Below are 23815 nucleotides of genomic sequence, written 5' to 3' on the forward strand. Positions count from 1 at the left end.
CTTTTTTCTCCAACAGGCGTTTCAGAACTGGAAATACAGGAAGCGGGTTTCCTTGTGCAGGTTGACCAGGCACAGGAAGAGCAGGACCAGGGTCACGGCCGTCCAGCCCGCGCTGGGGCGCCAGCGCATCCAGGCCCGGGGCGCTTCCTGCACCTTGAACATGGCGGGCGAGAAGCGGCCCAGGATCTGGTGGGCATTGGGCGTGAACCAGGCAATGGCCAGCAGCAGCAGCACCAGGGCCAGCTGCATATGGTGGCCTATGGCCAGGCGGATGGCATCGCCCAGTGCCAGTCCCTGGACGTGGGACAGCGACTCCAGCGCCTCTACGCCGCGCAGGCCGGCCATGCCCTTGAGCAGCAGCATGGCGTCGCCCACGCCGTGGGCGCGGAAGAAGGTCTGGGCGATGAGCACGGCGATGAAGGTGATGACAACGCACAGCGCCTGCACGCCCCGGCCCGATTTGCGGGCGGCGGCCGGCTTGCGGCTGACCACGAAGATGCGCCAGGCATGGTTGACCGACAGGTAGAAGGCATGCAGCAGGCCGAAGATCACGTACTGCAGGCCGGCGCCGTGCCAGATGCCCGCCAGCCCCATGGTGAACAGCGTGGGCACGACGATGGTGGCCGCAAAGCCGCCCGGCGTGCGCGCGGCGCTCGATCCCACGGACAGCCCGCGCTTTTCGCGTGCGCGCGAGATGGCCATGGCCACGGGGTAGTACAGGTAGGCCGTGAGGTAGCGCGTCAGCGTCATGTGCCAGCGCGCCCAGAAGTCGATGATGCTGCCGGCCTTGTAGGGCGAGTTGAAGTTCAGCGGGAAACGGATGCCGAACATGCGCGCCAGGCCCAGGGCCATGTCCGAATAGCCCGAGAAGTCGAAGTACAGCTGCAGCGCGTAGCTGAGGCTGGCGCCCCAGGCGGCCCAGAACTGCAGCTCGCCGGGCGCGGCGAAGCCGGCGTCCGCATAGGGTGCGATCTCGTCGGCCAGCAGCACCTTCTTGGCCAGGCCGATCACGAACAGCGTGCCCCCGATGGACAGGTTGTCCGCGCGGAACCGGTAGTTATCCGGCTGCGCGAACTGCGGCATCATTTCCTTGTGGTGCAGGATGGGCCCGGCAATCAGGTGCGGGAAGAAGGTCACGAACAGCACGTAGCTGAGCAGGCTGCGTTCCTTGACGATGCCCGAGCGGCAGTCCAGCAGGTAGCCGATCTGGGTAAAGGTGAAGAACGAGATGCCCAGGGGCAGGATCAGCTCGTGCATGCCGCCCTGCGTCAGCCCCCATTCGCCCAGGAAGTTGAACAGCGTGGCGAAGTACTTGTAGTGGAACAGTGCCGCCAGGTCCGCGCCCACGCCCAGCGCAGTCACCAGCCCCTGCAGCCGCGCATGGCCGGCAAAGCGCAGGATCAGCCGGCTCACCACGTAGTTGAAGGCAATGGACAGGGCCAGCAGGGCGACGAACTGCGGGTTCCACCAGCCATAGAAGACGAAGGACGTCAGGCACAGCCAGAACGCGGCCAGCCGCAGGCTGATGGCGCCGGCCAGGTAGTGGCCCGCCAGCGCGATGGGCAGGAACAGCAGCAGGAAAAGATAGGAGTTGAACAGCATGTAGCGGGCGGTTTCACGCAGGCGGGGAGGCGGCGTCCAGCTCCTTGAGCGCCGCTTTTTCATCGTCCGTCAGGGGCAGGGACAAGGTGTTTTCCGAGAACTCCCAGATCACCAGCCGCAGGCTGGCCGGCCAGGAGGCGCGGCGCTTGAGGGCGGACACCATGGCGCCGCTGAACTGGCCGCCATCCATGCTGAGGTTCCAGACTTCATGGCCCAGCGCGCGGCCCAGCTGTGGCGCGAAATTGCTGCGCAGGCCGTTGGAGCTGCCGGCCAGCAGCACCTGCACGGGCGGCGTCTCGTCCAGCAGGCCGCCGCCGCGCACGGGGGTGATGGCCTGGGGGCGTATTTCGTCGCGCTGCGGGCGCCAGCCTGCCGGTGCGTCGGCCAGGCCGGCCAGGGCCAGCAGGTCGCCGGGCAAGGGCTGCAGCGGCCCGGGTGCAGACTCCTCGAAGGCCTGGCTGCCGCGCTGCCCGCCCAGCAGCGGCAGCGCGGCCCGGGCCACGGCCAGGGCGGCGGCGCGTGCGCCCTCGGCGTTCATGTGCACGTCGGTGCGAAAGAACACGGGCTGCGTCTGCTCCTGGGCCTGCAGGGCGGGGCGCAGGTCGGCAAAGGCAATGCCGTCGGCCTGCAGGCGCTGCTGCCACAGGTCCAGGCGCTGCAGCATCACGGGGGCCACGGGCAGGCCGCACAGGTGGTCGGCCTCGATGCGCGACTTGTCGGGCACGGCCACCACCAGGGTGGCAATGCCCTTGTCCTGCAACTGCCGTGTCCAGTGGCGCAGCAGGCGCTGGCGCGCCTCGAAGGGCGCGGCGCCTACCCCGGGCTGGGGCCGCAGGCCGTCGCGGTAGAACATCCACTGCGGGCAGCCCAGGGCCACCTGCGCGCCCGTATCGCCCAGCAGGCGATAGCGCAGCGCGGCCTGGCCCGTCTCCAGCGAAGACTGGGCGGGCAGGCGCAGGCCCTTGTTCAGCGCCGTGCCCGCGCGGCCATCGAGCCAGGCCGACAGCTGCAGCTCGCCGGCCTTGGGGCCGTGGCGGGCCAGCGACCAGCCACCCCAGGCCAGGCCCGACAGCAGCAGGGCGCCCCAGATCCAGGCATTGCGCCGGTGGCCCTTGTCGGTTTGCAGGTCTTGCGCGGCTTGGTCCACGGGTCAGCCCTTGAGTGCGGCGCGCAGCCGCTCCAGCCAGGTGGCGCTGGGCATGAGGGAGGCGTTGTCCCACTGGCCGGCCGCGTTGGGGCCGTAGCTGTAGGTGGGCTCGAACATCTGCCACACCAGCACCTGGGGCTTGTGGGCCTTGAAGGCAGGTGACTCCAGATATTCCAGCAGCATGGTCCACTGGCCCACGTTGCCGGGTTTCCAGTTCAGCGAGACCGGGCGGTCCAGCAGGTTGGAGAGCTTTTGCGGAAAGCCGAAGTAGGGCTGGACCATGCTGTGGCCGGTGACATGGACGGGGGCGGGCTCATCGTCGAGCAGGCCCTTGGCCGGAGCCTGGCGGCGCACGGTATAGACCTCGCGGCCGATCTGCTTGCGCTCCTCGGCGGTCAGAAACAGCTCGGCCAGGTCGCCATAGCGGCGCTCGGTGACGGTGTCGCCCAGGGCCAGGCCGCTGCCGGCGCTGCCGGCCAGCTGGGGCACCTCGCCCTGGACCATGCGGGCGGTGGCCTCGGCCGTGGCGTCGGCTGCCGCCTGGGTCCAGTGCTGGTCGGTGCGGTAGAACACGTCCTTGCCGCTGTCGCGCACGGTGCGCAGCACGGCCTCGTCGTCGAAGCTGGGAATGCCTGCGCCCTGCAGCGCCTGCAGCACCTGCTTGTAGCGGCCCTGGACATCGGCGCTCATGGCCTTGCCATCGGGCATTTTGTCAGCGTAGAAGCGCACCTTGTCGGGCAGCAGCAGCACCTGCAGCTTCACGCCGCGCGCGGCCAGCAGGTTGCGCGCCTCGGTGATCAGCCGCGTGGATTCCGTGATGCCGGCGCGGTCCACCTGGGTCAGGCTGCCCCAGCCCGGAAACAGCCACCCGTCCTTGCCCCTGAGAACGATGGAGGAGCTGTCCTGTGCCTGGGCCTGAGCCGTACCCTGCGCTGCCAGCGCGCCCAGCACCAGGGCGCAGCCGGCCAGCCCGCGTGCGGCGCGCGCCATGCCCGAGCGCAGTCCGTGCAGGGCGGGGCGGGGTGCTTGCTTGGTCGAATCCATGGGAGCTTTCTCCTTTTCTCTTGTCTGTGTGGTGGTGGCGGCGGGGCGGGGCTTTCAATAGGACAGCGTCAGCGTCATGAACAGGCCCTTGGCGCGGTCGGCCTGGCCGCCGCCGATGTTGAAGCGGTACTGCATGGACCAGTCCAGATAGGACTGGGCCGTGCTGTAGTGGCTTTCGCGGAACCATTGGCGCAGGCTGATGCCCACGCCGGCGCTGGCCGACCAGCTGCTGCCGTTGCCTTGCAGGGCCAGGGTCTGTCCCTGCTGGGCGGCCAATTGGGCTGCGGTGGGCGTGGCGCCAGGGGCGGCCTGCAGGGAACGCACTTGCACGCGGTTCCTCTGTTTGATCCAGTCGGCCGCGACCACGCCGAACGGGAAGATCACCAGGCCCTGGTTGATGCCGTCGGCGCGGAAGCTGCGCCCGATGCGGGCCTCGGTGGAGAAGAACCATTGCTCGCGCTTGTAGCGCCCCGAGCCGTCGCCCACCACGGCGCCATTGGTCTGGTCTGTCAGCGTGAAGCGCGAGGCCATGCTCTGGTTGGCATAGCCGGCCTGGCTGTAGCCTTCCATGGTGAACCAGCTGGAGCGGTCCGTGCGCCGGCCCGTGCCTTCGTAGAAGCCGTGGGTGACATAGGCCAGCCAGCCGCCCTGGCCCGCGCCCGCGCTGTACTTGGCCGAGATGGGATTGCCCAGTGCCGGGCCCGTGGGGTTGAGCGGATCGCGCCCGCTCATCAGGCAGCGCAGCTGGGGCGATTCAGGCGTGATGAAGCCCGAGCGCGTGGCGGAGCCGATGTTGAACTGGCGCTCTATGCCAAAGGTCAGCGCGTACTTGGTGGACGGCGTGAAGCGCATGCCCAGCGAGCCCGTGGTGGTGGGCAGGCCCGAGATGCCGCGGTTGTCGCCTGCCTGCACATTGATGGGCAGGCCCGTGCAGGGGTCGATGGCGCTTTGGCCCAGCGTGGTGCCGCCCCCGTCATGCAAGGTGCTGCCCAGCCGTCCGTAGACATCGAAGATGCGCGTCGATGAGTTGAGGAAGTTGGACGGGCGCCAGTAGGCCTCGGCCGTGCCGAAGACGGCGTCGCCGGCCTGGGTGAGGATGCCGTCCGAGAATGCACGCCCCGCCGGCCGCGCGCCCCGGTAGCCCAGGGAGACGATGGCGCCCCATTCGCGCGAGTAGCCGGAGACGGCGCTGCGCGCGTTCTCGCGCTGGCCCGGCGTCAGCTTGGCGGTGCCGGCATCGTCCAGGTCGATGGCTTGCTTGAAGGTGTGCACGGCGCCCCGGCTGTCGCCGGTGCCGGCCAGGGCATAGCCCTCGTCCAGCATGGCGCCCGCAGGCGCCTCGCCCGTGGCGCGGGCGGCACGAAAATCCTGCAGCGCCTTGGCCGGCTCTTCCTGGCGCGAGTACAGGTAGCCGCGCTGCATCAGCAGCTGGGCGTCGTTGGGGGTGAGGGACAGGGACTTGTCCAGCCGCAGCAGGGCCTGGCCCTGCTGGTCGCGGTTGCCTGCGGCCAGCGTGGTGGTCAGCAGCTTTTGCAGCTGCTCGTTGTCGGGGTCCTGCTCCACGGCCGTTTGCGCATGTTCGATGGCGGCCTTGTAGTCCTGGCGCGCGTAGGCCGCATAGGCCTGGGCGCTGGGGCCGCCTGCGCCCTGGGCATCGGAGGGCTGCAGCTCGCAGACCGTTCCGTAGGGCGTGTCGCGGCAGTCCTGCAGCGGCGGCGGGTAGTCGGCCATGGCCAGGGTCTGCGAGGCACCGCGCGTATCGGCCACCATGGGCGTGTCGCGGCCCGGGCGCAGTCCATCGGCTTGCTTGAGGCGGCGGGCCACGGATTCATCCTGCGCCGGCATGGGCGCCAGCAGCGCGCGGGCGCGTGCCGCGTCGCCCGCAGCCAGGGCTGCGTCGGCCGCGATCAGGCGCAGGTTGGCCGATTGCTTTTCGTCCAGCCAATCCTGCTTGAGCACGTCGTCGAAGTCCTCGTTGGCCAGCGTGGTCTTGCCCTGGCGCTGGCGTATGTAGCCGCGCATGCCCAGGGCGGCCGTGTCCTCGTTGTCCTGCGCCAGTGCCTCGTCGGCAGCCTTTTCCGCGTCGGGCAGCTGCTCGGCCAGCATGAGCGAGGTGATCAGCAGCAAGCGGTGCGATGCCGTTCCCGGCGCCAGCGCCACGGCCTCGCGCGCAAAGGGCACGGCCTGCGCCGGGTTGTTGGCGATCAGCGCCTGGTAGGCCTTTTGCGCGGGCAGCACGGCCTGGCTGCGGCGCAGGGTCTGGCGCTTGGCCACCAGGTCGCTTTTGTTGGGTGGGTCCAGGGACAGGGCGGCATCTGCGGCCTCGATGGCGGCGCCCAGCTGGTCCTGGGCTTCCAGCGCACCAATCCACAGCAATGCCCATTGGCCTTGCGTGGGGTCCAGGCGAAAGGCCTGCTCGGCCTTGCGCGCGCTGTCTGCATAGTTCCTGGCGTTGTAGTCGGCGTAGGCCTCGGTGGCGATGGGAAAGGCCTTGTTGTAGGCCTCGGAGGCCGTGGCCGCGCCGCCACCTGCGGCGGCCCCGCCTGCCGCAGCCGCGCGCACATTCGTCTCGGCCTGCTGCAGCGTGGCCTCGTCCAGCCCGGCGGCGCGGGCCGAGGCGATGGCCTTGAGCGCTTCCTCGTTCTTGCCCTGCCTTTGCAGCGAGTAGATCAGCAGCATGCGCAGGCGCAGCAGGTCGGGGCGCAGCTGTATGGCCGATGCGGCGGCGCTGGCGGCCCGCGCAAAGCGGCCGGCCTGGTAGTGGGCATAGGCCTGGTTGGCCAGCTGCCATGCGCGGCCCCTGAGCGGCGCCTCGGCCTTGACGGCTGCTGCGGCCTGCGGCCAGGCCGGCGGCGCGTTCCAGCCGGCGCCCAGCAGGGCGGCCAGGGTGAGTGGGCGAACGAGGGGTGCGAGACGCTTCATATGCCGGCCCTTGGTGTGCTTGGATTGCCTCTTGCGGCCAAGCCGGGATGTGCCGGGGGATCGGTGGGCTCCCCCTGCTGGAAGCTGATGGCCTCGCGCAGCGTGGCCTCGTCGAGCCAGCCTTGCTCCATGAGGATGGCGCCCAGCGGGCGGCGTTCGCGCCGCTGGATCTCCAGCGCGCTGGCCAGCCGGGTTTCGTCGATGGCCTGCCAGGACAGCAGCAGCTCGCCCAGGCGCTGGCGCTGGTGCACCAACTGGTCTGTGGAGGGGAAGTCGTGCATGGTCTTGTCCCAGGCCAGGCGCTTGCCCGTGACCAGGTGGACGATGAACAGCTTCCAGGCGCGCGCCGCTGCCATGGCATTGATGAAGTTGCCGATCACCATGCGCGGGACGGACAGCAAGGCGTGCTCCCAGCCGTACAGGCGCGAGACGAACCAGGCGCGCTGCACCACGCGCAGCAGCAGGGCGACGACGTTAATGCTCATCAGCGTCACCAGCCAGCCATTGGGGGCGAACAGGGAGGGGTAGTAGACCGTCCACCAGCCCATGTGGTCGGCCAGCAGGAAGACCAGGAAGTTCAGCAGCAGCAGATAGGCCAGGATGGCCACGAAGGAGGTCACCAGCCCCTTGCGGTCGCGGAACAGCAGGTACTTGGTGGACAGCGGCCCGGCCCAGCCGACCTGGCTCCAGCCCTGCAGGCCGATGCCCAGCGTCCAGCGCGCCTTTTGCCGGTAGGCGGTCTTGAAGGTGTTGGGAAAGAACTCGCGTATGCCCAGCGGCATGGTCAGCGTGGACACCTTTTCCTTGCCCAGGCCGAACAGCGGCTTGCGCCGTATCACGTAGTCCACGGGGAATTTGCCGAAGATCTGCTTCATGCCCCGGCGCGCCAGCCGCGCGCCGATGTCGTAGTCCTCGGTCAGCGTGTCGGTGTTGAAGGGCTGGTTATGGGTCTCGGCGGCCAGTTCCTCCATCGCCTTGCGCGAAAAGCAGGTGCCCACGCCGGCCGAGGGCACCATGTGCGACATGCTCTCGCGCACCACCAGGTCCTTGGTGTGCCATTCGGCGAATTCGTCCATGTAGGTGCCGGCCACCAGTTCGTACCACTCGCGCTCCAGCGAGGTCACGGGCAGCTGGATGAAGTCCATGCGCGGCAGCAGGTAGTTGTAGTACTTGAGTTCCAGCGGGTGCAGCACGTCTTCGCTGTCGTGCAGGATCAGGCCGGCAAAGGGCTCGGGCTGCAGCGTGTTCTGCTGGAAGATGGCCTGCACGATCCAGTTGAGGCAGTCGGCCTTGCAGGTGGGGCCGTCATGCGGCACCTCCACGCGGACCAGCTGGCGGTAGCGCCGGCGCATGCGCTCCACCTCGTTCTTGGTGCGCTCGTCGTTGCGGTAGGTGCCCACGAAGATCATGTAGTTCTTGTAGTCCAGCGTGCCCACCATGCTCTCGAGCATGGGCGCGATCACGTCGTACTCCAGCCAGGCCGGCACCATGATGGCCAGCGGCTTTTCCTCGACCTCCTGCAACTGCTGTGCCTTGAGCGGCTGGTAGCGGCGCTTGACGGTCAGCGCGCGCCAGGCCTCGCGCACCCAGTACCAGGCATCGATGAACAGGTCATCGATGCTGGACAGCAGGATGATGACGGCCACCACGGCGCTGGTGATCTCCAGCGCGTGGTAGTAGTCGGCCACCAGGTAGGGCCAGTAGAGGGAAGAGATCATGGTGATCGCCTCATGCCGTCGTCATCGTGGCTCGGGCCCGGCTCAGTGCCTGGGCTGCTTGCTGCGCGCCACCGCCCAGGCCAGCAGCACCAGCAGCACCACCACGACCAGCGCAATGGCGATGCCGGGCACGCTCCAGGACAGGAAGTTGCGCCATTCGTGGAAGGCGCCTTCGCGCGGACCGGACGGAATGCCGGCATCGGGGTTGCTGCTGTCCACCCAGGCCAGAGGGCCGTCACCGCCGATCACGGCGATGTTGCCGCGATTGAGCAGGAAGGGCTCGCCCAGGCCGCCAGTCCACTCGCCGATGGCACGCCACAGCACGCCCTGCTGGCCGCCGGCAGTGACCACTTCGGCCGAGGACAGCTGTTTCAGCCCCTTGATGTCCAGCCAGTCCAGCGACTTGCCGCGAATGCGCAGCTGCTGACCGTCCGTGACCGTCACCAGGGGCTTGGCGCCGTCCACCGGCACCTCCATGGCCACGAAGGGCATGGAAGGCTTGGCGGGCGCATCGGCCTGGGCCACGACCAGCTCGGCCTGCGAGGCCGACAGGCCGCTGGCGGCTGCCAGGTTGGCCATGCGCTCCAGCGCGGCCGGCGCGGCCGACAGGTAGCTGGCAGGCACCAGCAGCTGCGACCTGGCGCCCAGCAGGGGCAGCAGGCCGATGAAGCTGCCGTTGGGCTCGGCCTTGCCGGGCGTCACATAGCTGATGGCCGGCAGCACGCTGGCGGGATAGGGCTGGGGAATCTCGTTGCAGTCGGCCGAGTAGGGCTGGCGCTGCACCGACACGCGCAAGGTGTTGTTGATGCCCAGCGCGTAGCCGGGCACGCGGGCGCGCAGGCGCTCGGGCTGGCCGTTGGCGTCCAGCTGGCGGGCCGACAGCAGCATGCCGTTCCAGAACAGCGTGGCCACGGGGCGCGTGGCCGAGGCGCCGGGGGCTGCGGCCACGTACAGCGTGATCTCGCCCGGCATCCGGCCCTGCGAGGCGACGGCGCTCAGCGGGAAGTTCATCGTCCACTCGCCGCGCGACAGCACGTCGAAGCTGTCGGGGCTGCCGCCCAGGCTGGACAGGCGGATGCCCTTGGCCTCGTCCCATTGCGGGGGCTGGGCCGCAGCCACCGTCACGTTGTCGCTGACCAACAGGCGCTGCAGGGCGGCCTCCTGCAGGCCGGCCACGCGCGCACCCGCATCGGAGGCCACGGCCAGCACCATCTGGCGGCCCATGGGCAAGGCTCGCAGTTGCTGCGAGGCCAGCGCCTCGCTGGCCAGCGGCGCGCGGCGGGCACGCCATTGCTGCAGCGCCTGGCCCGCATCGGGGTCGGCCGCCAGCTGGGCCTGCAGGGCCGCGAAGGCGGCGGTCAGGCGCTGCTGCAGTGCCTTGTCGGCCACCACGATGTCGCCGCTGACCTGGGCGGCCCCGAGCATGAGCAGCGCGCCCAGTTCGGCGTCACTGGCCAGCTTGTGCTGGGGCTCGGCGCCCCGCAGCGCGGCAAAGGCGGGCACGCCGGCCAGGGCGGCGGGAACCTCCAGGCCGCGCAGGTCGATCACCTCGCCCACGGCAGGAAGGGCCCGTACCTGCATGCGCCTGTTGTTGCGCTGCAGGCTGGCGCCGATGCGCCAGGCGCTGTCGAACGAGGCCTGCTCCAGCTGCCTGCCCGACACCAGCACGGTGGTGCGCACGGGCAGGGTGTTCCAGACATCCTCGATGGTGCGCACATCGCGCGGGTCCACGCGGTAGCTCAGGCGTGTCTGCGGCGAGATGGTCAGCGAGTTGGCGAGGGAGTGGTTTTCGTCGCAGCGCTGCTGGCTGTTGTTGCGGTTGCGCCAGTTCACGCCCAGGCGCACGAAGTCGCTGGCGCGCGCAGGCTGGGCCACGGGCAGGTTGCGCTGCAGCGTGCCTTCGCCGTCCGGCACGGTCTGGGATACGGCCGGCGTACCGTTGAGCGAGATCACCACGGTCGAGGTCCCCGGCTCTCCCTTCAGGTAGCGGCCATCGAAGGCGATGCTGGCATCGCCCAGAGGCAGGCCGCGCGGCACGGGCAGGTAGAAGTCCTGGGTGGCCGTGCCGGCCAGCACGACCGGGTCGACAATGCCCAGCTCCTTGAGCGTGACGCTGCGCTGCAGCCCGTCGCTGGCGCCCAGCTGCCGTATGGCGTCACCCAGCGCCGAGGCGGATGCCGCCTGGGTGAACAGGGCACCCAGGCCCAGCAGCGAACCCAGCGCCCAGCGGGCCCCGGTGCGGGAAAACGAATGGCGGTGGATGGTCGGTTGCATGGGGGGGCCTCTTTTTCACTTCGGTGCTCGGTTCGTGACGCGATTCGTGACACGTTCAGTTGCTGCAGGGCGGCTGCCGTTGCGTTGGGACTGGCGGCCTTCAGGCCGGCGCCAAGCCCTTGCCCATGGTGGCGAGGATGCCTGCCGGTCCGGCGGCAAACTCCTCGAAGGGCTGTCCCAGCAAGGCCCGTACGATGCGCTGCGAGGCCCGTCCGTCGCCATAGGGATTGATGCGGCGCGCGAACGAGGCGCGGTGGCCTTCATCGGTCAGCAGGCGGTTCACCTCGGCCACGATGCGCGCGCGCTGCGTGCCCACCAGCAGCACGGTGCCGGCCGATACGGCCTCGGGCCGCTCGGTCACATCGCGCATCACCAGCACGGGCTTGCCCAGGTAGGGTGCTTCCTCCTGCACGCCGCCGGAATCGGTCAGGATGATGCGGGCCCGCTGCATGAACCAGACGAAGTCCACATAGTCCAGCGGATCGATGAGGCGGATGTTGTCCATGCCGCCCAGCGTACGCATGACCACCTCGCGCACGGCAGGATTGAAGTGCACTGGGTAGACGATGAGCAGGTCCGGATGGCGCCGCGCCAGCTCGGCCAGCGCGGCGCAGATGTTCTGGAAGCCTTCGCCGAAGTTCTCGCGCCGGTGGCCCGTGACCAGCAGCAGCGGGCGCTGCGCGTCCACCCAGGGATGGCGCCCGGCAATGTCGCGGGCGAGCTCGGGCCGGGCATCGAGCCGGTCGCACAGCGTGGCCAGCGCATCGATGACGGTATTGCCGGTCACGGCGATGCGGCCCTGCAGGTTCTCGCGCAGCAGGTTGGCACGCGACGTGGGCGTGGGCGCGAACATCCACTGGCTGACCACATCGACCACGCGGCGGTTCATTTCCTCGGGAAAGGGCTGGGCCAGATCCCCCGTGCGCAGGCCGGCTTCCACATGGCCCACGGGAATGCGCCGGTGAAATGCTGCCAGCGCACAGGCCGTGGCCGTGCTGGTGTCGCCGTGCACGAGCACGTAGTCGGGCTTTTCCTGCTCCAGCACGCCGTCGGCGCCCGCCACCACGCGGGAGAACAGGCCGTTGAGTGTCTGGCTGGGTTGCATGACGGCCAGGTCGTGCCGGGCCTGCAGGCCGAACAGATCCATCACCTGGTCCAGCATCTGGCGATGCTGGCCCGTCACGCACACCACGCTTTCGATGCCGCGCGTCTGCGAGAGGGCCGTCACCAGCGGCGCCATCTTGATGGCCTCGGGACGGGTCCCGAAAAACGAAAGAATTTTCATGCCAACCCCTTTGCGTCTTCTTGTGCTCTTCGCTCCTGCGTTGTTCTGGTGCTCCGCGCCCGGAGAGCGGGGGCCGTCTCAGCCCGAGGGCGGGCCGGGCAGGCTGCAAGGCGGTGTGGAATATACGTCGGGTTTTTGGCTTTTTCGATCGGCTTGGCGTCTCTGATTGAAAACTATCGTCAATTGAGTGAAATTGACGGAAATTAAGAGGACTTGAAGGGATTTTGTGACATTGCTTTCCATTTGGAACCTCCGTCGGATCTCTCACCCTGCAAGCCTCTTGCGGCTGGGCCTGGATGCTTTTTCGCGCCGCGCTGCGGTTGCACAAAGCTGCGCGCCTGGGTGCTTTGTTGCAGCTAGTACATCACTGAAACAAGGCTGTGCCTGTCGGACACCTGCGTATTGCATGCCCAGGCAGGGGTCTGCGCAAGGCTTGAGGGGCAGGTGCAGCCTGTGACTTTCCCTGATGCGCTGACGGCCTGCCGGGTGGATGCGGCGCGAGGCTGCGCGGGGCAGGACCCGGGCCGAATGCAGGCCCGGAAACGAAAACGGGCCCCGTGTAGGGGCCCGTTTTGCTGGGTGTATGGCGGAGAGGGCGGGATTCGAACCCGCGGTGGGGATTAGCCCACACACGCTTTCCAGGCGTGCGACTTAAACCGCTCATCCACCTCTCCTAAGCCCTCGATTGTAGCAGTGATTTCGGGCGTCCACGGTAAGAAACTGGTGCCGGCTGCGCTGGCCCGTGCGGCGATGGTTGCCCCACTCAGGGCCTGCAGTGCAACCGTGGCAATGCCGGGTGTTGCCTGTCCGGGCGCGGACAGGCGGGTAGTGACGGCAGGCAATACCGTGACATGGGACGGATTTGCGATGGGTTCAATGCATGCGCCTGGTGTCATCCACTGATTTTCAGGGTGGAAAATGTAATGGAGTTCGTGTAAATGGAAGGTGCCGGAATGCGGTGTGAATCTCCGGTGCGGCCCGTCCATCTGTGGCGACATTTTTCATGTGTACAAGATGGTATTTTCATTGCCCATCTGTGTTGGTGCAAGCTATTGATATTGTTGATGTTTCTTGAAAAAACACCGCCAATGAATCGGTATTTGCACGGGATCCGGGAGGCATTGCGGGGGACGAATTTCCTTCATGCGGCGTTGGATGAATTTTGCAACAGACATCAAATGGGAGCTTGTGGAAAATGCCTGCGCCGATGAAATGCAGCAGTAACGGATTTCCGTCTGGAAAATCATAGGAACTCACTATCACCATGGCTTTCCACTCAATGCGCGCCGATTCTTCATTTCGCCAGACGCCGGTATTGCCCGCACTGGCCTTCGGGCTTGTGGCGCTGCTGGGTACGACGGCGTTCGCTGCCGGGCTGCAGCGGCAGGTGCTGGAAAGCCTGCCGTCCGGCACGGCCAAGGGGGCGCCTGCCTATGAGTTGTCCCTGCCTGCCTGCACGGAGTCGGCCTGTCCCTTCGAACTGAGGCTGGTGCGTGCCGGTATGGAGCAAGGCAAGCCAGCGGCGCTGGCCTGGCCTGCTTCAAGAGGGCAGGCCCAGCTGGCGCCATCCGATCCGCTGTACGGCGCGGGCGATCCCTTGTCCGAGGCCGCGCAGCGCGCGCGCGTCTGGACGACCGGCGAGGAAGAAGGCACGGTCACCGCCGCGGCGCGGACCTTGCGCCTGCCCGGCGTGCAAGGCGGGGCGCGCGCCTTGCTGGTCACGCAGATGGGCGGCTTCGACCATCCCAAGCGCCGCCATGCGCTCTATGTCGCCACGGCCCAGGGACCGCATCTGGCCTGGCAGTACGAAGAGCCTCCAGGCAGCTACCAAAGCTGGGTGCTGGCGCCCACGGGCCGGATCCCGGTGCTGCTGGTGCGCTATGACTCACCGCAGGACGACGCCCCCGACCAGATCGAGACCCGCAGCCTGCGCTGGAACGCAGGCCGGCAGGCGTTTGCCGAACAGGCATCGGCGCCGCCGGCTGCCGTGCAGGCCGTGGTGGCTGCGCGCTATGCCGGCGTGGCCGCCGCGCGTGCAGCGCGCGCGCAGCAGGCCGACTGCCTGGGAGGCTATGCCGTGGTGCTCACACGCCCCGCAGGAGCTGCGCCGCATCACGCCCTGGTGCAGGTGGCCGCGGATATGGCACAGGCGCATGCCGAATCGCTGCGGCTGCGTGCCTGCTCGGCCAGGCTGCAGCCGCGCACGGTGCCTTTGGCGCATCTGCTGCCGAAGGCGGAACAGGCGCCCGGCCGGAAACCTGACCGCAAGACCGATCCCGCCCGCTGAGCCCGTGCAGCGCGTGACACCGACAACCGCAAAGAGGGAAGACACATGCCAGACATCAAGGACAGCGTAGGCGAGGGCGGCAGCAACCAGGTCCATGACGTGGCCCTGCTGCAGGCCATGCTGCGCGTGGTGAAGGACGCCAAGAATGCACCCTATCTGGGCGTGGACTACGACGGCAGCTACGGCGCCCAGACGCGCGCCGCGCTAAAGCGTTTCCAGAACGACCACAAGCTGGCGGCGGCCAAGGCCGCGCCCGGCCAGCCGCAGGCCGGTGGCGCCAAGGAGGCACTGGGCCTGGCGGCAGCCGGTGGCGCCACGGTGGCCAAGCTCAGCGCCATGCTGCCTGCATCGCACCAGAACATGCGCTCCGCGAACAACTCCAAGACGGTGTATATCGAGGCCAAGGCCCAGGATGCGGCCACCAGCAAGGCCGCCATTGCCAACGATGCGGAGTACGAGCCCACCTTCCGCGCCAAGCTGGCCAGCCTGGTGCAGCAGATGTACGACACGCACAAGATCGCGCTGTGGATCACGCCCACCGGCCGCCGCCGCACCTTTGCCCAGCAGGCCGCAGAGACCCAGACCAAGGCCGGCCCCGGCGAGAGCAACCACAACTTCGGCCGGGCGGCCGACATCGGCTTCAAGCGCTTCCAGTGGGTCAAGGGCGACGGCAGCATCGTCACCGATGCCGACTGGCTCAACCAGCTGCATACCGCCAAAGCGGCCGATGCCGCGCGCTGGTGGGATGAGCGCGACCGTCTGGCCGCCAAGCAGGGCCTGCTGCCGCTGAAGTTCGAGCGCGTGCACCTGCAGGCCTTCGCCCAGGAAGGCGTGAGCAACCAGCGCTCGCTGGCCAAGCTGCTCAATGCCGTTTCGCAGAACAACATGCGCTGGAAATCCGCCTACCAGGCCGACCTGCAGTCCCAGGGCAAGCACTGGGTCACCGTGGGTTCGGCCAAGTCCATCTGGGCCGGAACGGCCTCCGTGACCAAGGCCGATCTGGCCAAGGCCCGCACCCTGGCCACGGGCAAGCAGGTGAAGGAAACGCAGATCACCCAGGACGAGGTGGCCGCCATGCGCCGCATGCTCAAGGCCGATTTCGAGCAGGCCGACCTGAACTGGTCCAAGTGGGCACCCGTGCCCTGAGCCCGGCCGGACGTCTGCCGCCTGCCGCGCGGGCAGGCGCCACTGCCGTGCATCTCCCGGAGAAAGCATCTTGAGAACCGACTATTCGAAGGGCGAGGCCGCGCTGCGCGTGCCCTTGCCCATGTCCATGCCCATTTCCCTGTCCCTTTCCGCCTCTGCCGGTGCGCCCACCGGGCCGCCCGCTGCGGTCCGTGCGCCGCAGGACGTGCTGTCCGGTGTGCGCGTCGCCTCGCAACTGCTGCAGGACTTTCGGCCCATCACCGAAAGCATCGAGTGGGAGCTGGGCCATCTGCATTGGGCGCAGGCGGGCCTGTTGACCTTTGCCGAGAACGAGGTGCCCTACGTGGTCAACAACAGCGGCCGTCTCTCCGAAGATGCGGCGGCCCTGCTGTTCCATCACTGCGCGGACACGGCGCCGCAGGGCACGATTGCCGTGCTGGAGCTGGGCGCGGGCTGCGGCCTGTTCGCGCGCATGTTCCTGCAGGCCTTCCGGCACCTGTGCCAGCAGGAAGGGCGTGATTTCGACCAGCGGCTGGTCTGCTACGTGACAGACGGCTCGCCGCGCACCGTTGCGCAGTGGCACGAGCGCGGCCTGTTTGCCGAGTTTGGCGGCCAGGTCGTGGCAGGCTGCTGCGACGCCATGCACCCCGAGGCCGTTCGGCTGCACGACGGCAGCACGGTGCCGCTGCCGCCGCTGCATGCCGTGTTCTGCAACTACGTGCTGGATGTGCTGCCCGCCACCGTCGTGCGGCGCCAGAATGGCGGGCCGGTGCAGGAGCTGCGCATACGCACCCGCCTGACGGACGATGCCCAGCTCGTGCGCCAGTACACCGCGCTGTCGCCGCATGAGATCCGCGCCCTGGTGGATCACGCGGATGCGGCCGAGCGCGCGCGCCTGCTGCCCCTGGTGGGCCTGTTCGAGCAGGAGACGGGATTTTTCGACTGCGGCGACGCGGCACTGTCGCCCTGGGTGGATGCCGCCCTGTCCGTCAGCCAGGACGCGACACGCCTGCTGGTCAACCACGGCGCCTTCGGCGCGCTGCAGACGCTGCAGCAGCGGCTGGCGCCCAAGGGCCTGGTGCTCATCAACGACTACGGCGCCTGCACGCCCGAGGCGGCGGCTCAGTCGGGCGCCTCCCAGCGCTTTGGCCGCACCAGCGCCATCGGCCTGAACTTCCCGCTGCTGGCGCAATTGTTCGGGCGCGAGGGGTGGCAGGTGCTGGCGCCTTCGGGCGATGCGCAAAGGGCCATCCATGCGCGGCTGCTGATCGGCGAGGGATGCGAGCGCACGGCGGCCGCCTTTCTCAACCGCTTCAGCGCCGACGCGCAGCAGTTCTTCGAGGCCCCGGCCCATGAGGCCCGCACGAACCTGGAGTCGGGCCGGCAGGACGCCGCGTTGGAAAGCTACCGCCAGGCCATCACCCGCAGCCCGCGCGACTGGCGCCTGCTGGGCGAGGTGGCGGAGTTCGTGGGCCTGCAGCTGCGGGACTTTGCGGCAGGCATCGAGCTGGCGCGCAGCGCGCTGGAGCTCAACCCCTGGCTCAGCACCTGGCTGTGGAACGTGCTGGGCGACTGCCTGTTCTGCCAGGAGCAGTTTGCTGCCGCGCATGACGCCTACCTGCAGGCCGAGCGCATAGACCCGCGCGATGCCCGCACCCAGCTCAACCTGGCCTACACCTGGCAGCAGTGCGGCGACCCGGGGCGCGCGCTCGCCTGCATCGCCCAGGGCCTGGCGGGGGATGCGCATGGCGTGCACACGCAGCGCCTGATGGAAAAGCAGCAGCAGATCCTGGCGCAGATCGCTGCCCTGCGTGCCTCGCAGCAGCAGCGGCTGGCGCAGCGCGCGGCGCGTCTGCAGGCCGGGGCATAGGCAGGCCAGGGCATAGGCTGGCAGGCCCGCCAACGGCCCGGCCTGCCAGCTTCAGTGCTGGCGGCCGGCCAGCCGCACGCCCAGCGCTGCCGCCGATGCCGCGCAGGCCAGGGCCACCACGCCGCCCCAGCCCCATTGCGCCAGGGCCAGCGCGCCCAGCGCCGAGCCCGAGGCCATGCCGATGAACACGCCCGTGAACAGCAGCGCATTGAGCCGGCTGCGCGCGGCAGGCTCCAGGCCATACACCAGGGTCTGGTGCGCCACCAGCGTGGCCTGGATGCCGAAGTCGAAACCGATGGCGCTGGCCACCAGCAGTGGCAGCTGTGCGCCGGCCGGCAGCCAGGGCGACAGTGCCAGCGCGGCGAACGATGCCAGGGCCAGGCCCGCACCCAGGCAGGTCACGCGCTGCGGGCCGCTGCGGTCGGCCAGCCGGCCTGCCAGCGGGGCGGCCAGTGCACCGGCCGCACCCGCCAGGCCCAGGGCGCCGGCAGCGGCGCTGCCCATGTGGAACTGCTGGTGCAGCATCACGGCCAGCGTGGACCAGAACGCGCTGAAGGCCACCGACAGCAGGCCCTGTGCCAGTGCCGCGCGGCGCAGCGCAGGCTGGCTGCGCCACAGCTGCACCATGGAGCCCAGCAGCGCGCCATAGCCCAGTTGCGTGGTGGGTTTGAAACTGGGCAGCCCGCGCCACAGGGCCATCCCCAGCAGTGCCATGGCAGCGGCGGCCAGCAGAAAGACGCTGCGCCAGCCCCCATGCTCAGCCAGCAGGCCGCTGACCACGCGCGACAGCAAGATGCCCAGCAGCAGCCCCGTCATCACCGTGCCCACCACCTTGCCGCGCTGGTGCTCGGGCGCCAGCGTGGCGGCGGCCGGCACCACGTCCTGCGCCAGGGTGGCGGCCAGGCCCACGGCCAGGCTGGCAGCCAGCAGCGGCGCCAGGCCCGGAGCCAGCCCGCTGGCCAGCAGGGCCAGCATCAGCACGGCGGTCTTGGCCAGGATGATGCGCCGGCGGTCCATGCGGTCGCCCAGCGGTGCCAGCAGCAAAATTCCCAGCGCATAGCCCAGCTGGGTCAGCGTGGGCACAAAGCCCACGGCGCGTTCGCCTGCGCCCAGGTCGGGGCCGAGCACCCCCAGCATGGGCTGGCTGTAGTAGAGCGAGGCCACGCCCACGCCCGCCGTGGTCGCCATCAGCAGCACCAGCGATGCCGGCACGCCGGCGGCCTGCGCGCCCGCAGCGGTTTGCATATGCGTAGATTGAATAGAAGACATGTTGAGGCGCCTGTCAGGCGCAGTTGAAAAGCGATGGCCGTAGTGTGGTGCGGCGCAGCACACCACGGTAGTGGCTGCGCCTGCAGAATCGATATACGCTTGGCGTATGACCCTTGCCGACCTTCCCCTGCCTTCTGGCGCTGACCGCATCGAACTGCTGCAGACCTTTGTGCGCATCGTCGAAAGCGGCAGTCTTTCGGCCGCTGCGCAGCAGATGTCCACCACCCAGCCCACGGTCAGCCGGCGCCTGCAGACGCTGGAGCGCGCGCTGGGCCTGCGCCTGCTGCGGCGCTCCACCCACGCCATGGCGCTGACCGACGACGGCCAGCGCTGCCTGGAGCATGCGCGCGAGCTGCTGGAGGCATGGCACGCGCTGGAGTCCGACCTGCGCGGCGCCCAGGACACGCCGCGCGGCCTGCTGCGTGTGGTCGCGCCCCACGCCTTTGGCCAGGACCAGCTCATGGCGCCGCTGCTGGCGTTTCTGGACCGCCATCCGGCCGTCAAGGTCGAATGGCTGCTGCATGACCGCCAGCCGGACTTCATTGCCGAAGGCATCGACTGCGCCGTGCAGGTCGGCACCGTGGTCGACCCTTCGGTGATTGCGCTGCGCGTGGCCGAGGTGCCGCGCATTGCCGTGGCCGCGCCCGCCTTGCTGGGGCAGGGCAGCGTGCCCCAGCACCCGCGCGAACTGCAGGGCCTGCCCTGGATTGCGCTGCGCACCTTCTACCAGCGCGAGCTGGAGCTGCACCGCGTGGGCGATGAGCGGGTCTGCAAATCCTGGCGCCTGCAGTTCGAGCCCCGGCTCAGCACCGACAGCCTTTATGCGCTGCGCAACGCCGCCCTGGGCGGACTGGGCGCGGCCCTGGCCTCGGCCTGGATCGTGCGCGAGGATCTGGAGGCCGGCCGCCTGGTGCATCTGGCGCCCGACTGGCAGGCGGCGCCGCTGCCCGTGCATCTGGTCTACCCACCCGCGCGCCACCAGCCGGCGCGGCTGCGCGCCTTCATTGCGGCCATGCGGGAAGTCATGCCGGGCCTGACGGGAATGCGCGCGCCGCTGCCCTGAGTTGCTTGATGCATCGTGTCCGCCCACGGCACCAGCCCCGACCTGAACCTGCCCGGTGCGCCGCGCAGCGTGATGTTGGCGCTGCGGCACAGCTTCTGAGGCTGCGCCCGGCATGGCCGGGCTTCTCCAAAAGACAAAGGCCCACGCGAGTGGGCCTTTGTCTATCCGGGCGTTGCCGTCTACTCGGTCGCCTTCTTCAGCGATTCCTTGGCGTTCTCTGCCGACCGCTTGGAGCGCTTGTTGTGGTAGTCCGACTTGACGTTGTTCACGGCCTTGCCGACCGGCCCGCTGTCCTTGGCCTTGGCGTCGGCCTGCTTTTCCTTCACCTTGTGGTCTGCAGCGTCGGCGGCTTCGGAGGCAGCCTTGCCCACCTGGGCATGGACGGGTGACAGGGCAGCGGCAGCTGCGAAGGAAATGGCGGTAGCAAGCAGCAGTTTCTTCATGGAATGCAATGTCCTGTGATGAGATGGCTGCATGGTGCGCCGAACCGCCGAGGCAACCGTGTAGGAGCAGGGCTTTGCACGGCGCGGGCGCTGCGGCCCACTCGCAGAAGGGCCGCCGACGGCAGCTTGCTTCAGTGTCCGACATGGTGCCGCCGGCCGAGCTTCTAGCCTTGAGCCAACCCCGTCACAACAAGGACCCCCCATGATCACAGCCGAACCCACCATGACCAATCTTTTCGACCAGCTGGGTCTGGACTCCAGCCCGGAGGGCATCAAGCAGTTCATCCTCTCGCACCGGCTGGAAAAGGACACGCTGCTGGTGGATGCACCGTTCTGGACCGACGCGCAACGTGCCCTGTTCTCGCAGCAGTGGCATGCCGATGCGACCTGGGCGCTGGTGGTGGACCAGCTCAGCGAGGCCTTGCATGCCGAGCCAGACCTCCAGGCTGCGCCTTCGCCCGCAATTGCCGGGCACGAGCAGGAGGCTCGTCCCTGATCCTGTGATGCAACCGCTTGCGATGAACCCGTGGTGCTTACAATTTTTCCGGCTCGTTCAACCCATTTGCCTACGGAGTCGTTCACATGCTGACCTCGACTGGTCTGGCGCCGGCCCCTGCAGGCTCCGACGCACAACTCCCCCTTGATCCGGGCCTTGCTGCTTTGGAGGCCTTTCCGGACGCAGTCTTCGTCGTCGGACTCGATGGGCGACTGGCGCGCTGCAACCGCCATGCGTTGAGCCTGCTGGAGCATTCCGGCGATGCCCTGGAGGGTAGTGTTTTCGAGGACCGCTTCGTCGCCAGCAGCGGGCGCGCAGGCTGGTTCAACAGCCAGTGCGAGCCCGCAGGCGCCGCACGGCAGGCCAGCCGCTGGCCCTTGCTGACCTGCATGGGACGCGAGCGGCCTGTGGCCTCATGCAGCTCTCGCGTACGGCTCGGCGATGGCAGCCTGGCCCTGCTGCTGAGTGTGCGCGAGGCGGATGCACCCCCGTCCGGGGCATCGCAGGCTCTGGCCGTGCCTTCCCGGTCCAGCCCTCTTTCCAGCGCCGAGCGCAGCTTTGCCTTGCTGGTGCAGAGCGTGACCGACTGTGCGATCTACATGCTGGATCCCGAGGGCCGCATCGTCAGCTGGAACCTGGGTGCCAAGCGCATCAAGGGCTATGAAGAGGACGAGGTCCTCCATACCCATTTCTCGCGCTTTTACACACCAGAGGACCAGCAGGCGGGGCTGCCACAGGCGGGACTGCGCACGGCCGTCAGCACCGGCCGCATGGAGGCCGAAGGCCTGCGCGTGCGCAAGGACGGCTCGCGTTTTTGGGCATCGGTCGTGATCGATGCCATCTACGACGAGGGCCAACTGATCGGTTTTGCCAAGGTCACGCGTGATGTGACGGAGCGCAAGGCTGCCGAGGCCCAGCTGCGCCAGGCCTTGAAGATGGAGGCTATCGGCCGCTTCACGGGCGGGGTGGCCCATGATTTCAACAATCTGCTGATGGCCGTGCTCAGCAGCCTGGAACTGCTGCGCAAGCGCATGCCGCCCGACGATCGCCTGCGTTCGCTGGTGGAGATCGCCACGCGCGGCGCACAGCGCGGTGCGTCGCTGACCCAGCGCATGATGGCCTTTGCGCGGCAGCAGGAATTGAAGACGCAGGCCGTGGACGTCGCTGTGCTGCTGACCGGGATGCAAGGCCTGCTGCAGCAGACGGCTGGCCCGCATATCTTTCTGAAGATGGCCCTGGCCTCAGACCTGCCGCGCATCGCCACCGATCCCAGCCAGTTCGAGAGCAGCATCCTCAGCCTGGTTGCCAATGCGCGCGATGCCATGCCGGGCGGCGGCGTCATCAAGATCACGGCGGCCGTGGAAACCACGCTGCCGCGCCAGCTTGCGGGCCTGGCCTCGGGCTCGTATGTCTGCGTGCGCGTGGTGGACACCGGCGAGGGCATGGACGAACAGACACTCTCGCATGTGGTCGAGCCCTTCTTCACCACCAAGGGCGTGGGCAAGGGCACCGGCCTGGGCCTGGCCATGGTGGACGGGCTGGTGGCCCAGTCCGGCGGCAAGCTCGTGCTGCACAGCGCCCTGGGCAGCGGCACCACGGTGGAGATGTGGATGCCCGTCTCCAAAGACGAAAGCACGGCCTGCCATCTGGGCGGGCAAAGCGTGCAGGACGTGGGGCCCCTGGATGTGCTGCTGGTGGATGACGACCCGCTGGTGAGGGCCAATGCCTCGGCCCTGCTGGAAGACCTGGGCCACCGCGTCACGACCCTGAGCGCCGGGCAGGAGGCCATCGACCTGCTTGCGCGGCAGGCGCGCTTCGACGTGGTCATCTCCGACTACGCCATGCCCGGCATGAACGGCGTGGAGCTGGCCCGGCATATTGCAGCGCGATACCCGGGCCTGAACTTCATCCTGGCCAGCGGCTTTGCCGACATACCGGCACTGCCACCAGGAATGACGCGGCTGGCCAAGCCCTATTCGCAGGACGATCTACGCCAGCTGCTGCTTCAGTTGGTGAGGGCGTGAGCACCCATGGAGATGGCCTGCGAAGAGTTCTCACAAGCCATCACATCAAGATGGCAGGGTGGAAACAATGGCGCGATTGGCCTGTAAGTGGGCTTCAATCGACGCCAATTGCGCGTCGTAATCACTGATGACTTGCGCGGGGGTACTTCGCGGCATCCTTGTTTTTAGAAAAACAAGAGCGGGTATGACGATCAAGGAAAGCATCCACGCCAACGTGAGCGCAGTGTTGATGGCAGGCATCTTGATCTGGTTTATCGCCGTAGGACCCGCAAGAAGCAGGACGAGGAAGCTGATGCCGGTCAGCTTCAACCTTCGGCCACGTGCGTGTGCACGCTTCTTTTGATGGGCTTCCAACGCTTGTGCACGCAGCGCCAGAATCTGCTGCTTTTCTTGCGTCAGCCTTGGGATGGCCAGTTCTGCCGCTGTGCGATCTGTGCCCCGTTGGATGGCGTGAAGGGAGTGTTCCACCTTTTTCAGTGAAATGATCCCGCCTTGACGTTCAAGAATTTGGGCGCTTCCGCAATGCGCGCAGATGAAGCGTTCCGTATCACTTCCAATCTCCAGTGGAGCGGAGCAATTGGCACAAGACAAGCTGTATATAGGCAAGCCACTCTCCCGTTTTTCTGGGGCAATCCAAAGCCAAAGCTGCCCATACATGCCAAGTCACCCGGCCGTATTCACTGCTTCGCCCATGGGCAGCGAGCCGGGCAGTGTAGCGCTGAATGCGGCGGGTTTGAGAGGCTGCATGCGCAGCCAGACCTGCTCCAGTTGTTGCAGCCGTGGGGGAGGGCTCAGACACCTGCCTTCTCGAACAGCCGGCGCAATACCTGCATGGGCAGGAACCTGACCTTTCGCCGTTTCAGTTCCCGCCGGAACAGGCGCTCGCGTTCAATGAAGTTGATCTTGGGTTTCATCTTTTTTTGGGGCTGCAATGGACGAAACGCTTCAATCTACTGGTGAACGCCGTAGCTCCTGTAACACCGTGTCAGCGATGCTTCGGTATTGCCGGTTGCCGCTCGGCCCTAGGGCCCGCGCCATTGGGCATGCCGCACGCCCAGCTGCAGCTGCTGGATGCGCCGGTGGATGGTGGAGCGGCTGACGCCGAGCTGGCGCGCCGCCTCGGAGACATTGCCCTGGCATTGCGCAAGCAGCTGTTCCAGCGCCTGTGCGGCGGGCTCGCCGGCATTGCCAGCCAAGGCGGTGCGCGGTGCAGCGCATCGTGCAG

General features: G+C 68.0%; 18 protein-coding genes and 1 tRNA gene. 6 read left to right on the forward strand and 13 right to left on the reverse strand.

All coding sequences use genetic code 11. The annotated features are described in order from the left end of the window. Positions 1 to 21 precede the first annotated feature (21 nt). The 8 genes from ACF8O7_RS04765 to ACF8O7_RS04800 form a co-directional block, all read right to left on the reverse strand. Positions 22 to 1602, reverse strand: coding sequence for an MBOAT family protein (locus ACF8O7_RS04765; protein ID WP_016452417.1), 1581 nt, complete (start codon positions 1600 to 1602; stop codon positions 22 to 24). A gap of 13 nt (positions 1603 to 1615) precedes the next feature. Further along, positions 1616 to 2749 (reverse strand): cell division protein FtsQ, encoded by a 1134-nt coding sequence (locus ACF8O7_RS04770; RefSeq protein ID WP_154834665.1) that lies wholly within the window; start codon positions 2747 to 2749, stop codon positions 1616 to 1618. 3 nt (positions 2750 to 2752) lie between these two features. Next, a complete protein-coding gene (locus ACF8O7_RS04775; RefSeq protein WP_392442571.1) occupies positions 2753 to 3793 on the reverse strand; it encodes a twin-arginine translocation pathway signal in 1041 nt (346 codons plus the stop codon). Positions 3794 to 3847: 54 nt separating this feature from the next. After that, on the reverse strand, positions 3848 to 6715 hold the full coding sequence (locus ACF8O7_RS04780; protein ID WP_392442574.1) for a tetratricopeptide repeat protein: 2868 nt from the start codon (positions 6713 to 6715) through the stop codon (positions 3848 to 3850). Next, on the reverse strand, positions 6712 to 8433 hold the full coding sequence (locus ACF8O7_RS04785) for a glycosyl transferase family protein (RefSeq protein ID WP_392442575.1): 1722 nt from the start codon (positions 8431 to 8433) through the stop codon (positions 6712 to 6714). Before ACF8O7_RS04785 ends, ACF8O7_RS04780 begins: the two co-directional genes overlap by 4 nt. Before the next feature lie 42 nt (positions 8434 to 8475). Further along, positions 8476 to 10707, reverse strand: coding sequence for a hypothetical protein (locus ACF8O7_RS04790; protein ID WP_392442577.1), 2232 nt, complete (start codon positions 10705 to 10707; stop codon positions 8476 to 8478). 100 nt (positions 10708 to 10807) lie between these two features. Beyond that, positions 10808 to 11992, reverse strand: coding sequence for a non-hydrolyzing UDP-N-acetylglucosamine 2-epimerase (gene wecB, locus ACF8O7_RS04795; protein ID WP_016449882.1), 1185 nt, complete (start codon positions 11990 to 11992; stop codon positions 10808 to 10810). A gap of 584 nt (positions 11993 to 12576) precedes the next feature. Next, positions 12577 to 12666 (reverse strand) — tRNA-Ser (locus tag ACF8O7_RS04800). A 590-nt stretch (positions 12667 to 13256) separates the two neighbouring features. Between ACF8O7_RS04800 and ACF8O7_RS04805 the strand changes: the two genes are divergently transcribed. The 3 genes from ACF8O7_RS04805 to ACF8O7_RS04815 all read left to right on the forward strand — a co-directional run bounded on the left by ACF8O7_RS04805 (position 13257) and on the right by ACF8O7_RS04815 (position 17295). Then, positions 13257 to 14279 carry a hypothetical protein gene (locus ACF8O7_RS04805; RefSeq protein WP_241150310.1) on the forward strand — a complete coding sequence of 341 codons (1023 nt, stop codon included), beginning with the start codon at positions 13257 to 13259 and terminating at the stop codon, positions 14277 to 14279. A gap of 45 nt (positions 14280 to 14324) precedes the next feature. Next, positions 14325 to 15425 (forward strand): peptidoglycan-binding protein, encoded by a 1101-nt coding sequence (locus ACF8O7_RS04810; RefSeq protein WP_392442581.1) that lies wholly within the window; start codon positions 14325 to 14327, stop codon positions 15423 to 15425. A 70-nt stretch (positions 15426 to 15495) separates the two neighbouring features. Then, positions 15496 to 17295, forward strand: coding sequence for an SAM-dependent methyltransferase (locus ACF8O7_RS04815; RefSeq protein WP_392442582.1), 1800 nt, complete (start codon positions 15496 to 15498; stop codon positions 17293 to 17295). A 51-nt stretch (positions 17296 to 17346) separates the two neighbouring features. Here the strand turns inward: ACF8O7_RS04815 and ACF8O7_RS04820 are convergent, their stop codons facing one another. Further along, entirely contained in the window at positions 17347 to 18564 is a 1218-nt protein-coding gene (locus ACF8O7_RS04820; RefSeq protein ID WP_392442585.1) for an MFS transporter, read from the reverse strand. Positions 18565 to 18670: 106 nt separating this feature from the next. On the opposite strand from ACF8O7_RS04820, the gene ACF8O7_RS04825 reads away from it, so the two are divergent. Beyond that, on the forward strand, positions 18671 to 19627 hold the full coding sequence (locus tag ACF8O7_RS04825; RefSeq protein ID WP_016448914.1) for a LysR family transcriptional regulator: 957 nt from the start codon (positions 18671 to 18673) through the stop codon (positions 19625 to 19627). A gap of 179 nt (positions 19628 to 19806) precedes the next feature. Here ACF8O7_RS04825 and ACF8O7_RS04830 read toward each other — a convergent pair whose 3' ends face one another. Then, complete coding sequence (locus ACF8O7_RS04830; protein WP_017406688.1) at positions 19807 to 20070, reverse strand: hypothetical protein; 264 nt, start codon at positions 20068 to 20070, stop codon at positions 19807 to 19809. A gap of 202 nt (positions 20071 to 20272) precedes the next feature. Here ACF8O7_RS04830 and ACF8O7_RS04835 point away from each other — a divergent pair, with 202 nt between their 5' ends. Further along, complete coding sequence (locus ACF8O7_RS04835; RefSeq protein WP_016452404.1) at positions 20273 to 20566, forward strand: DUF2789 domain-containing protein; 294 nt, start codon at positions 20273 to 20275, stop codon at positions 20564 to 20566. Positions 20567 to 20652: 86 nt separating this feature from the next. Then, positions 20653 to 22590: a PAS domain S-box protein gene (locus ACF8O7_RS04840; RefSeq protein WP_392442587.1), complete on the forward strand. Its 1938-nt coding sequence runs from the start codon at positions 20653 to 20655 to the stop codon at positions 22588 to 22590. Between the two features lie 45 nt (positions 22591 to 22635). Here the strand turns inward: ACF8O7_RS04840 and ACF8O7_RS04845 are convergent, their stop codons facing one another. The 3 genes from ACF8O7_RS04845 to ACF8O7_RS04855 all read right to left on the reverse strand — a co-directional run. Continuing rightward, complete coding sequence (locus ACF8O7_RS04845; protein WP_034369313.1) at positions 22636 to 23247, reverse strand: hypothetical protein; 612 nt, start codon at positions 23245 to 23247, stop codon at positions 22636 to 22638. 134 nt (positions 23248 to 23381) lie between these two features. Next, positions 23382 to 23504 carry a hypothetical protein gene (locus ACF8O7_RS04850; protein ID WP_013803059.1) on the reverse strand — a complete coding sequence of 41 codons (123 nt, stop codon included), beginning with the start codon at positions 23502 to 23504 and terminating at the stop codon, positions 23382 to 23384. Positions 23505 to 23612: 108 nt separating this feature from the next. After that, a partial coding sequence (locus ACF8O7_RS04855; protein ID WP_392442590.1) for a helix-turn-helix domain-containing protein occupies positions 23613 to 23815 on the reverse strand: 203 nt, incomplete at its 5' end.

The sequence above is a fragment of the Delftia sp. WSY_16 genome, assembly GCF_043104415.1.
Taxonomy (GTDB): Bacteria; Pseudomonadota; Gammaproteobacteria; order Burkholderiales; family Burkholderiaceae_C; genus Comamonas; species Comamonas tsuruhatensis.